The sequence below is a fragment of the Pseudomonas sp. LBUM1653 genome (assembly GCF_059716115.1).
In genome coordinates this window covers 3,975,805-3,989,131 of sequence record NZ_CP166803.1, presented here as the reverse complement: position 1 = coordinate 3,989,131, position 13,327 = coordinate 3,975,805, and the positions used below count along the sequence as shown (strand labels likewise).

General features: G+C 60.2%; 3 protein-coding genes. 2 read left to right on the top strand and 1 reads right to left on the bottom strand.

The window, feature by feature from the left end; genetic code table 11:
* Positions 1-120 precede the first annotated feature (120 nt).
* The gene (locus tag ACA054_RS17740) at positions 121-7,080 is read left to right on the top strand and encodes an NEL-type E3 ubiquitin ligase domain-containing protein (RefSeq protein ID WP_497685409.1); all 6,960 of its coding nucleotides are present in this window, start codon (positions 121-123) and stop codon (positions 7,078-7,080) included.
* A gap of 56 nt (positions 7,081-7,136) precedes the next feature.
* Here the strand turns inward: ACA054_RS17740 and metH are convergent, their stop codons facing one another.
* The gene (gene metH / locus ACA054_RS17735; RefSeq protein WP_497685408.1) at positions 7,137-10,847 is read right to left on the bottom strand and encodes a methionine synthase; all 3,711 of its coding nucleotides are present in this window, start codon (positions 10,845-10,847) and stop codon (positions 7,137-7,139) included.
* Between the two features lie 156 nt (positions 10,848-11,003).
* Here metH and ACA054_RS17730 point away from each other — a divergent pair, with 156 nt between their 5' ends.
* A complete protein-coding gene (locus ACA054_RS17730) occupies positions 11,004-13,313 on the top strand; it encodes a fatty acid cis/trans isomerase (RefSeq protein ID WP_497685407.1) in 2,310 nt (769 codons plus the stop codon).
* Positions 13,314-13,327 lie beyond the last annotated feature (14 nt).

Genomic DNA, 13,327 nt, shown 5'->3' with positions numbered 1-13,327 from the left:
AGGTGAACGCAGCCTTGGGCAACTGCGAAAGGTTCGTGCACGCCATAACTATGTACCGCCATGCGCCTTGAGGGCCGTGATTTCCTGATGGTTTACCTAACAGTCATCAGGACTTACCTAATGCCCGAGCTCTCCAAACCTGTCGATCATGGATTTCATGTTCAGTTTATCAAGCAGCGTCTGCCCGACTGGATTCAACACCTCGCGCCCACACATATTGCCAGCCTGGCCCAGCCCCTGTATCCCGCCCAGGTGTTCGCCAAAAACTATCCGCTGCTATACGCCGAGGCATCTCCAGCGATGCGCCTGGCGTTGTACAACAGCCAGGTAAGCAGCAACAGTGCTACCCGGGCGCTGGCCAAGACCCTGAAAGACTTCAAGGGCATCACCGAATTCGCCAAGCCGCTACTGACAGAGGCCATGAACAAGACCTTCGGCCAGTCGCCGGATGTGACCAAGACCATGCTCTACCATCTGCGCGCGCCCAACCGGGCCGATGAGCAGACTCTGTTGCAGGCCGCTTTACGCAACTTCGAGGCGGATGAACCGTTTGATGAAGTTTCCCTGCAGGAAACCAGTGCGCTGGCTCCGGCCGGAGCGATGGAGCATGAACTTTACGATGAAAGCAACAGTTACCCGTTCTGGAGTACGCGCTACAAGATCCGCGACAAAATGTCGATCAAACCGGGGGAGTTCGCCAGCCTGTGCCGGCAGCTGGACCTGGGCCAGCAGTACCAGGATCACCTGAGCGCCGTGTTCGATGCGCCCGGCGCCCGTACGACGGTGCGCGAGCAGACGATTACGGCAAACAAGGAAATGATGCGTCTGCAGGCGCATATCGCGCGGATGAAATCGGACCTCAGTCATTCGGCGTATACCACGTTGCTGGCAGTTCTCGATGGCAGCCCCGATCCGATGATCGACGGGCGAGCGGTGGCCTGCAGTCAATTGACGGCATTGGGCTCGCAGTTGAGCGATGTGCTGATCATCGGCCCGGTGACCCGCAAACCCACTTCGACGCTGGAGGACATCGCCGAAGCGTTTTTACCGGTACCCGCCTGGAGTATGGGGCTCGAGCCGAATGCGCGAATCATCGTCTGCATGCCGGGCGACCCGCGGCAGCCAGTCAAGGAGTTCTCCTCACTCGGGGCGTTTGCCAAAGACCTGACTATCCGCCTGCGTTCGCGAACCTTCCAGCGCTTCATCGCCGGTTTGCTGCCACAGGACGAGTCGCCGAGGTTTTTCCGCCGGCTCAAGACCCAGCTCAAAACCCATCGATGGAACCCCAGCCCGGTCTATCCGGGCCTACCCTACAACCCAGCGGCCTATAGCGGCGGCATGTACGAAGAGGTCTGGAACGACGACGTCAACCTGGCCCTGAGCGAAACATACTTCGACGTCGAAGTGTTCGGTGCGCGCTACGAGGCTCATCTGGCCAGGGTCAAGTCCAATGCCCGGTTGCTGGCGATTCCAACTGCCGCAGTCGACCACCAGGCCTGGATCGAACGCCTCAAACACCTGGCCGAGTGGGGCCTGAATGTACTCAACGTCGCCGCCTTTTTCGTTCCGGGCCTGGGCGAAGCGATGCTGCTGGTGACCGTCGTGCAATTGGGTTACGAGGTCTATGAAGGGGTGGAAGCGTGGAAGGAGGGGGATGCCGAAGAGGCTTGGGGACACCTCAAGTCGGTGATGGGAAATGTGGCCTTCATGGCCGTACTCGGCGCATTGGCGAGCAAGGCACCACCGATCACTGCATCGCGGTTCGTCGATGGAATGCACACCATCACCACGCCGTTTGGCGAGTCGCGCCTGTGGAATCCTGTCCTGACCGGCTACGAGAGTGCCGTTCAGCTTGATGGCCTGACGCCAAACGCCTTGGGGCAATACGAAGTAGGGGGCAAAACCTATATCAAAATTGAGGGTGAGGTCTTCGAGAAAACCTTCGATCCGGCGCTTGAACAGTGGCGGATCAAGCACCCCGACGATCCCGGGGCCTACCAGCCAACGTTACATCACAATCAACGGGGTGCCTGGCGTCACTTCCATGAGCGACCGCTGGAGTGGGATCGCTTGACGCTGTTGCGCCGCATGGGACCGCAGATGGAGGCTTTCTCTGATGCGCAGTTGCAGCAGCTCGCGCAGGTTAGCGGGGTCAGTGATGATGCGTTGCGCCAGATGCACTTCGATAATCAGTCGCCACCACCGCGTCTGGCCGAGACAATTGCGGCGTTCAGGGCTGATCAGCAGGTAAACGAATTGGTCGTGGGGCTGCGCACCGGCACCCGCCTTGACAGCGCAACTGATCTTGTCGTTCCTCTGGTTCTGGAGCTGCCAGACTGGCCCGTCGAAGAAGTTCTGGAGGTCTTCGAGGGCGCCGAACGTTGGGGCGCTTCCCAGCGCTACGGTTCTGCCGCAGCGCAGCAAAGTACCAGGCCGACCATCAAGCTCACGCGTTCCGAAATCCGCGCCGGCAAACTGCCAGAAGCCGTCGTCTCGGCGCTCGATGAAGAGCAAAGGGTTCAATTGCTGGGGGCGCGCAGCGCGCAAAGAGGTGCGGACCCGGTGCAGATGCTCAGGGACCGCTTGGCCGACCAGGCGTTGACCAGCAAAAATTCCCTGTTTGAACGTCTTCATATCCCGGAGCAGTCGCCGGACGCGGATATCCAGCGACTGCAGCGCACTTTCCCCACACTATCCTCCGAGGCCGCCCGGGAAGTGCTGAATGGCTCCAGTGCCAGCGAGATGACCCAATTGCGCAGCAACGGAAAAATGTCGCTGCGCCAGGCCAAGGCAATTCGTCCGCATATCCAGCAGAGCGCCCTGACCCGCGCGCTCTGCGGCATGCGCCTGGAAAGCATGGCTTCAGTGGCCAGTGACCGGCTGGCGGTGCACGGCTTGCAGCATTTGCCCGGTTGGACAGCACAAATACGCGTGGAAATTCGTGCCAGATCTATCAGGGGGCCGTTGCTGGACAGTGTTGGGAGCGATAGCGCGACCGTGCGCCATTATCTGGTCAAGCATGAAGGTGGTTATCGCGCGTTCAACGCTCAGGGAGGGGCGCTCAATAGCGTGCCAGCGCACGGGCGCAATCTATACGAATCGCTGGTGGAGGTGGCACCGCAAGCCACCCGGCTGAACCTGCAGGGTAATCCGGGCCAGGCACTGCAACAGGAATTGGCCAGCTATGCCAGCACCCATCGCGAGGAGATGTCGCGGGTACTGAATCAACGTCCCGTCGACGGCCCTGGCCCATACCTGCGCTTGCCCTCAGGCCAACTCGGTTACCTGGCCAGCGGCCGGGGAGAAGGTTTTCCCGATGCGGGGCTGGTCACCAGGGTGCGTGACCTCTACCCCAACATTTCCGACGCGCAAGCCAGCCAATTTGTCAGGAGTCGTCTGAGCGCCGGGGATAGCCACCAGCAGGTGTTCAATCTACTGAACAATCGCAAGCGGGAATTCACGGCGCTGGACCAACAGTTGAACGCCTGGATCGGCACTGGTGCAGGCGAGTCTGCGCGCAGGTTGCAAGCGGAAAAGATACTCCGCTGCTGGCGCTCCGGGCTGTATCGAGGGCAGGAACCCGCCTTCGAGCTGGACTTGCGCGGGGCTGACGCATTGCCCGAATGGGCTGCCGATTTCAGCCATGTACGCACGGTCCGACTCAATAGTAGCCAGCTTACCGGTGCCTCCGGAGTGACGGTCCTGGAAAAATTCGCGCAGGTGAAAAAACTCGAAATCACCGTGCACGGGCAGGACATTGTTGCCCTGGCCGGGAAGCTCGGTGAGTTGACCGCTATAACCGAATTGAATCTCAACGGCATTGCTCAGGTTTATACATCCGAGTTCCTGCAGGCGCTTGAGGGCATGACGCAGCTGGAAGCCCTGTCGCTTCAAGGCGATGGGGTCGCGATGGACTTCAGCAAGCTGACGAGCCTGCGCTCCCTGCGATTGGCCGGCCAGCCGGACAGTTGGCCCTCTGGAGTATTGAACCTGCCCAGGCTTGAAGCTTTGGACTTGCAGGCGGTTCGGATTCAGGAGCTGCCTGCCGGGCTGTACAGCGGACATGAGGCGCTCTGGCGTGGCTTGAAAATGAACTGGGGTGCCATGGAGCCGCAAGCTTTCCGCAAGGCCTACAACTATGTCCACGATCACCCGGCCCATTTGGTTCAGGAACCGCAGATGGTTGACCACTACTGTCGTGCGCGCCTGTCATCACTGATGCCGGATGATTACTCTTTCGCTTCCCAGGCGTTGGCCCGGTTCAATGCCAAAGGAGTAATGGGCGTAGCATTGCTGGATCAGGTTGATGCATTGTACCGACAGCGAAGCGCGTTGAATCTGGCGCTGGACGCGTGGCAGAACACGCCAGTCAGGGTGAGTGCCGAAGAGGTGCAACTGCACCATCGTCAACTGGTTGCCGAGAGAGTTCGCGAATGCGCGCGCAACGGGTTACGCGCGCAGTATGCGCCACGCGAAGCCGTGGCAGGACCATCGTGGGCAGCTCCCCTGAATGGCAGCGAAGTGCTGGACCTGACCGGGTTTGGGGCAATAGGGGACCTGCCCGAACTGGGCGATACGGTGTTTGCCCATATCGAACGCTTGAACCTGAGCGGCATGGGCGTAACGACCAGGCAAGTCAGCGATTTTCTGCCGGGCTTCCCCAAGCTGACAGCTCTGGAACTGAGCGCCAACCGACTGACCGAAATCCCCCAGATATTGAGTACGCTTACGGAATTGACCGCGCTCGATCTTGCGTTCAACGAACTGACGATCACCCCGTTGGCTCAGTCCCGGTTGAACCGCTTGATATCGTTGAAGACGCTGAATCTTGCCTACAACCGGGTCGGCGCCCTGGACGTCAGCTCGATGACCAACCTGCAGAGCCTGAACCTGGGGCATACCCGCCTGACGGGATGGCCCGAAGGCGTACTATCGCTGCGCGACTTGCACCGCCTTTCCCTGAATCACAGCGCTGTCACCGACATCCCGGTGGCTGCAATGACCGGCCATGATCGACTCCTGGGCATCACCTCGCTGCAAGGTTGCCGGCTGAGCCCGGATGGTTTGGCGGCAGTTCGCGCGTACGCGCAACGCACGCCCTCCCAGACCCCAATGGGCATTACTCGGGCGCAACTGGAGGCCGGTCGAACCGGTGGCGATCCCGAGTTCTTTCCGGTGGAAGCATCGGAGCGCCCCGATCTTTTATTACCGCTGGAGCTGACGCCCGGTGAAGCCCCCGGGACATTGGCTGCCCGACTGCAACGACTTGATCCTCAACTGGCCGAGCGCGAGGCCGTCGGGCTTACCGAGGGATGGCTCGACCGAGGACTGGGCGCGGTTGAAATTGAAAACCGCATTGTCGAATGGGAAAAACAACACTCTCAATTGATCAAAAGTTTGAATGAGTGGATCGATGTCCCGGCTTCGCGCCACGGCCGCACCTGGATCAATGCGGTGGACCGCCGCCGTGCGGCTGATAAATTGCTGGAAAGCTGGCGCAGCACGTTACGGGACGCCCCTGGGGGCGAGGGTGCACCGCCCGGTACCGTTATTGACTTTACCGGCCTGATCATCGGCGAACTGCCGGCCATGCCGTTTACATTCAATCATGTCGTCGAGCTGGATCTGACAAGGGTTGGGCTCTCGACCCATTCGGATGCGTTTCTGCGCTCATTTCCCCGTCTGCGCAGTCTTACACTCGATCACAACGGTCTGGGCAGCTTGCCGGAAGCGGTCACGCGCTGTGAAGATCTCACCCGATTAAACGTCGTTTATTGCGATATCCGCGCCAGTGCGCCGTTGCAACGCCAGCTACGCTCACTGCCGCGCTTGCAATGGCTGAATCTGGGTGAGAACCAGTTGTGGGAGTTCGATATGACCGGTCTCGACCAACTGCATACCCTGGATATGCATAGCAACAATCTGCGTGAGTGGCCGACGGGGGTGCTGGAAGCGCCAGCATTGACAACCCTGGAACTGGCGGGCAATCAAATCTCCACCATACCTGCAGCGGCATTGCAGCCCCAGCATGCAAACTTGATGGCCGGTACCAGCCTGCTCGATAACATGTTGGAGCCGGACGAGTTCATTCGCCTGCAGGGCTACCTGCATGAAACCGGACGAGGGCTGGGGTTCACCTCCCGGGAAATCGACGACCTGCTGGCAGGTTACGAATCCACAGAATCATCGGATGCAGGTGAGGGCGATGTGCATCCCGATCAGGAGACACCCACTGCACAAAAGGACCGCTGGTTCGACAACGTGGCGGCTGACTCGGAGAAGCATGCGATGTGGAACGCCTTGATGGCGCAGGACACTACCCAGGATTTTGCTTATATTTTTTCGCAGCTGCAGCACACCGAAGACTACCGCGTGGATCGCCTGGGCCTGACGCAGCGGGTCTGGCGCGTTCTCGAATCCGCTTATGGTGACGAGGCGCTGAGCCAACGCCTGATGGGGCTGGCGAAGGCGCTGCGGCATCGGGCGACCTGTGGCGATGGCCGAATCCTGTTGTTCAACGAGCTGGAAGTCGAGGTCTTCGAGTACGAAGCCTTGAAATCCATTGTCCCGGAACATAAAGGTCGCGAGCTGCTCAACCTGTCCAGGCGCCTGTTTCGCCTGGCGCAAGTCGAGGAAGTCGCCAGGATCAGGATTGTGGCGCACCCGAATATCGATCCGGCGGAAATCCGCCTGGCTTATCGCATCGGTCTGGCGCAACGCCTTGATTTGCCCGGCCAGCCTAAAGGCATGCTCTATGCCAATCTGGCGCAGGTGACAGCGGCGGATCTCGACCTGGCCTATGCGCGGATCATCGCCGAGGAGCAGACACCCGAGTTCAGCCAGCAACTGATGGCGCGCAAGTACTGGAGGGATTACCTGGAGGAAAAATACCCGGCCGAGTTCACCCGGCTGCAGGAAGACTTCCAGGCCGTAAGCACTGCACTTGAGGACAGGTATTCGGAGTTCAATCAGGCGTACTTCCAGGCGCTGGAAGCGCTTCAGGCCGACAACAGGGTCGATCGGCAGAACCTGCTGAGCGAACTCACATCCCGTGAGTTGGCCCAGCAGGCCCCGAGCTGATCTTCAGCTGACGGCACTCTGGAGTCGACTCAGGCTCGACTCCAGAGCTCACCCGGTCAGTTGTCGTAACCGAGGTTCGGCGCCAGCCAGCGCTCGGTGACGCTCAACTCCTGACCCTTGCGCGACGTGTAGCTCTGCACCTGATCCTTGTCGATCTTGCCCACGGCAAAATACTGCGCCTGCGGATGGGCGAAATACCAGCCGCTGACCGCTGCCGCCGGGAACATCGCGTAGTGCTCGGTGAGGAACACGCCACTGCGGCCGGCCTGCATTTCACGGGCTTGTGGGTCGAGCAGTGCAAACAGCGTGGCTTTCTCGGTGTGATCCGGGCACGCCGGGTAGCCCGGTGCAGGACGGATGCCGGTGTATTGCTCTTTGATCAACGCCTCGTTGTCCAGCGTCTCGTCCTTGGCGTAACCCCAGTAGTCTTTGCGCACTTGCTGGTGCAGCCATTCGGCACAGGCCTCGGCCAGACGGTCGGCGAGGGCCTTGACCATGATCGAGTTGTAATCGTCGCCGGCGTCCTGATAAGCCTTGGCCACTTCTTCGGCACCGATGCCGGCGGTGGTGATGAAACCGCCCACGTAGTCGGTGACTTCGCTATCCTTCGGCGCCACAAAGTCAGCCAGGGAGAAGTTCGGCTTGCCGTCGGTCTTGATGATTTGCTGGCGCAGGTGATGCAGCTTGGCCAAGGGCTTGCCGTCATCGCCGTAGACTTCGATGTCGTCGTCGCGCACCTGGTTGGCCGGCCAGAAGCCGAACACCGCACGGGCGCTGATCAGTTTCTCGTCGATCAGTTTGGCGAGCATTTCCTGGGCATCGGCGTACAGTGCGGTCGCGGCTTCACCGACCACTTCGTCCTGAAGGATGCGCGGGAACTTGCCGGCCAGATCCCAGGAAATGAAGAACGGCGTCCAGTCGATGTATTCGGCCAGTACTTTCAGGTCGATGTTGTCCAGCACTTTGGCGCCGGTAAAGGTCGGTTTGACAGGCGTGTAGGCACTCCAGTCGAACTGTGGCTTCTTGGCGATCGCAGCCGGGTAGCTCAGGCGTTCGGTACGGGCGCTGCGGTTGGCGGTGCGCTCGCGGACTTCGATGTATTCCTCGCGGGTTCTTTCGACGAAGCCGGCCTTCAGTTCTTTGGACAGTAACTGGGTCGCCACGCCGACAGCGCGGGAGGCGTCAGTGACATACACCACCGCGTCGTTGCTGTACTTGGGCTCGATCTTCACCGCCGTGTGCGCCTTGGAGGTAGTAGCGCCGCCGATCATCAACGGCAGGTGGAAATCCTGGCGCTGCATCTCACGAGCCACATGGACCATCTCATCCAGCGACGGCGTGATCAGGCCGGACAGGCCGATGATGTCGCACTTCTGTTCCTTGGCCACCTGTAGGATTTTCTCCGCCGGCACCATGACGCCGAGGTCGACGATGTCGTAGCCGTTGCAACCCAGCACCACGCCGACGATGTTCTTGCCGATGTCGTGCACATCGCCTTTTACGGTCGCCATGAGGATCTTGCCCTTGGCCTCTGGCTTGTCGCCCTTTTCCAGTTCGATAAACGGAATCAAGTGCGCCACGGCCTGCTTCATTACCCGGGCGGATTTCACCACTTGCGGCAGGAACATTTTGCCGGCGCCGAACAGGTCGCCGACGATGTTCATGCCGGACATCAGTGGGCCTTCGATCACTTCGATCGGACGGGCGAAGGATTGGCGCGACTCTTCAGTGTCTTCGACGATGTGCGTGGTAATGCCTTTGACCAGGGCGTGTTCCAGACGCTTGTTGACGTCCCAGCCACGCCACTCTTCGGTTTCGGCTTCCTTGACGCTGCCATCGCCCTTGTACTTGTCGGCGATGGCGAGCAGGGCGTCGGTGCCTTCCGGGGTGCGGTTGAGCACCACGTCTTCCACGGCGTCACGCAACTCGGCCGGGATCTGGTCGTAGATCTCCAGCTGACCGGCGTTGACGATACCCATGCTCAGGCCGTTGCGGATCGCATACAGCAGGAACACCGAGTGAATCGCCTCACGCACCGGGTTGTTGCCGCGGAACGAGAACGACACGTTGGACACGCCGCCCGACGTCAGCGCATAGGGCAGTTCGTCGCGGATGTAGGCACAGGCGTTGATGAAGTCCACAGCGTAGTTGTTGTGTTCTTCAATGCCGGTGGCCACGGCGAAGATGTTCGGGTCGAAGATGATGTCTTCCGGCGGGAAGCCGACTTCGTTGACCAAAATGTCGTAGGAGCGTTTGCAGATCTCTTTCTTGCGCGCTTCGGTGTCGGCCTGGCCGGCTTCGTCGAAGGCCATCACCACCACCGCGGCACCGTAGCGCTTGCACAGTTTGGCGTGGTGAATGAACTGCTCGACGCCTTCTTTCATGCTGATCGAGTTGACGATGCCCTTGCCCTGGATGCACTTGAGGCCGGCTTCGATCACTTCCCACTTGGAGGAGTCGATCATGATCGGTACGCGGGAGATGTCCGGTTCGCCGGCAATCAGATTGAGGAAGGTCACCATGGCCTTCTTCGAATCGAGCATCCCCTCGTCCATGTTGATATCGATCACCTGGGCGCCAGCTTCGACCTGCTGCAGGGCGACTTCCAGGGCTTCGGTGTAGTTGTCTTCACGGATCAGGCGGGCGAATTTGGCGGAACCGGTGATGTTGGTGCGCTCGCCGACGTTGACGAACAGCGAGTTGCGATCGATGGTGAACGGCTCCAGGCCCGAGAGACGGCAGGCCTTGGGGATTTCCGGAATCTGGCGCGGCGCATAACCGGCCACGGCCTTGGCGATGGCTTCGATGTGGCCAGGCGTGGTACCACAGCAGCCGCCGACGATGTTGAGGAAGCCACTTTGGGCGAACTCTTCGATGACCTTGGCGGTTTGCGACGGCAGTTCGTCATACTCGCCGAACTCGTTGGGCAGGCCGGCGTTCGGGTGTGCGGAAACGTGGGTGTTGGCCTTGTTCGACAGCTCTTCGAGGTACGGGCGCAATTCGCTGGCGCCCAGTGCGCAGTTCAGGCCGACCGAAATCGGCTTGGCGTGGGCCACGGAGTTCCAGAACGCTTCGGTGGTCTGGCCGGACAGGGTGCGGCCGGAGGCATCGGTAATGGTGCCGGAAATCATGATCGGCAACTCGATACCCAGCTCTTCGAACACCCCTTGTACGGCGAAGATCGCGGCCTTGGCGTTGAGGGTGTCGAAGATGGTTTCGATCAGGATCAGGTCGGCGCCGCCTTCGATCAGGCCTTTGGTGGCCTCGGTGTAGTTTTCCACCAGTTCATCGAAGGTCACGTTGCGGTAACCGGGGTTGTTCACATCCGGCGACAGCGAGCAGGTACGACTTGTAGGACCGAGCACGCCGGCGACGAAGCGTGGCTTGTCCGGGTTCTCGTGGGTTTTCGCATCGGCGACCTTGCGCGCCAGGCGAGCGCCTTCTACGTTCAGCTCAAAGGCCAGTTCTTCCATGCCGTAGTCGGCCATGGAAATCCGCGTGGCGTTGAAGGTGTTGGTTTCCAGGATATCGGCACCGGCATCCAGGTAGGCTTTCTCGATGCCACCAATCACGTCCGGGCGCGTCAGCACCAGCAGGTCGTTGTTGCCTTTGACATCGCTCGGCCAGTCGGCGAAGCGTTTGCCACGGTAATCCTGCTCTTCGAGCTTGTAGCTCTGGATCATCGTGCCCATGCCGCCATCGAGAATCAGGATGCGCTCTTTGAGGGCGTGCTTGAGGGCTTGGAGGCGAACGCTGCGATCGGACATTGGGACTACTCGGAAAGACCATGACGAAGGGCCGGGATGATAGCAAACCTGTGCGCTTTTAGAGCATGTCCGGGTTTTCCATGAATATCGCTCATGTTGGTGTGGTGGCCAGCCCGGTAGAATCGCGGCGTTTTCTAAAGGATCGGGACCAGGGACATGTCGTATCGCGTCGTCATCGGCAGTGTATTGCTGCTTTTAAGCTTTGGCGCGGTTGCGCAAGATCCGGCGCTTTCCCTAGGTATTTCCTCAGCTATTTCCTACAGTCGCGACATTCAGCCGATCTTCACCGATAAGTGCGTGGCCTGCCACGCCTGCAACGACGCCGCCTGTCAGCTCAACCTGGGCAGCGGGGAGGGCGCGGCACGTGGTGCGACGAAAGTCCCGGTGTATGACGGTGATCGCAGCCAGGCTGTTGCGCCGAGCCGGCTGTTTTATGACGCGTTTGGCAAGCGGGCCTGGCAACAAAAAGGCTTCTATTCGGTGCTCGACGCCCAGGGCAGCCAGGCTGCATTGATGGCGCGCATGCTTGAACTGGGTCACACCAACAGGTTGCAACCCAATGCCAAATTGCCCGAGGACATCGTCCTGGGCCTCAATCGCGACAACATGTGCGCGCTGCCTGCCGAGTTCGGCGGATATGCCAGCGCGCATCCCAAGGAAGGCATGCCCTTGGCGGTCACCGGCCTGACCGACCAGCAGTACCAGACGCTGCAACGCTGGCTGGCTTCCGGTGCACCGATCGATGAGCAGGGCCTGGTACCCAGCGCGAAAGAAGCGTTGCAGGTAGTACAGTGGGAAAACCTGCTCAACGCACCGGGCGCCCGGCAGAGTCTGGTAGGGCGCTGGTTGTTCGAGCACTGGTTTCTTGCGCACATCTATTTCAAGGATGGCGAGCCGGGGCATTTCTTCCAGTGGGTGCGTTCGCGCACGCCGACCGGCCAGCCCATCGACCTGATCAACACCCGCCGGCCGAATGACGACCCTGGCACTCAGGTTTATTACCGCCTGTGGCCGGTGCAGGGCGTGACCGTGCACAAGACCCACATCACCTATGCGCTGAGCGCGGCGAAGATGGCCCGGGTCAAAAGCCTATTCTATAACGGCAACTGGCAGGTCAACGCCTTGCCGGGCTACGGCCCGGAACGCCGGGCCAATCCGTTTACGACCTTCGAAGCGATCCCGGCCCAGGCGCGTTATCAGTTCATGCTCGATAACGCCGAGTATTTCGTGCGCACCTTTATTCGCGGTCCGGTCTGCCGGGGGCAGATCGCAACCGATGTGATCCGCGACAACTTCTGGGCGCTGTTCCAGGCGCCGGAGCATGACCTCTATATCACTGACCCAAACTACCGCGGCCAGGCCACGCCGTTGCTGGCGATGCCGGGGCAAAATGACGACGTTGGCAGTGTCCTGAGCCTGTGGCACGACTACCGCGACAAACGTAACGAATATGAAGCCCTGCGCCGGGACAGCTATGCCGATCTGCCGGCGCCGAGCTGGTCGAGCCTGTGGGCCGGTAACGACAACGCATTGCTGAGCATTTTCCGCCATTTCGACAGCGCTGCAGTGACCAAGGGCCTGATCGGCGACGTGCCGCAAACCATGTGGCTGTTCGACTTTCCGCTGCTGGAGCGTACTTATTATCAGTTGGCGGTGAATTTCGACGTGTTCGGCAATGTTTCCCACCAGGCCCAGACGCGCTTGTATTTCGACCTGATCCGCAATGGCGCCGAGCAGAATTTCCTGCGCCTGATGCCGGCTGATTCCCGGGAGGGCTTCCTTGACGATTGGTACCAGAACAGCGGGAAATTCAAGATGTGGCTGGACTATGAAGCCATTGACGACGACACGCCGACCGCGCTGAAACTCGATGAAAAGGACCCCAAGCGCGACTTCGCCATGCAGCTGCTGGCGCGCTACGGCGAGCTGAACGCCAAGCCTGATCCGATCAATCGCTGCGACGGCGCCTATTGCTCGCGGCCGAACATCGATCCGGTCCTGCAGTCAGCCGAGCAGGCATTGAGTCGCCTGGCCTCACGTCCGGCGGCCGGCCTCAGGGTCATCGATCAACTGCCGGAAGCGACCATGCTGCGCGTCGAAACCGCGAGCGGTCAGCGTGTGGTCTATAGCCTGCTGCGCAACCGTGCGCACAGCAACGTGGCGTTCCTGCTGGGCGAGTCGCTGCGATTTCAGCCGGGGCTCGATACGCTCACCATTTTCCCGGGCGTACTCAGCAGTTACCCGAACTTCATGTTCAACATTCCCGCCGATCAAGTCCCGGAATTCGTGGATGCGATGGAAAACGCCAAGGATGCCGATCGTTTGGAGAAAATCGTCGAACGTTGGGGGATCCGTCGCAGTCATCCGCAGTTCTGGCAATATTTCCATGACCTGAGTCGCTACATCCACGAAACCGAACCGGTGGAAGAGGGCGTGCTGGACATGAATCGCTACGAGAACCTGTAAACACGCTAAACCCC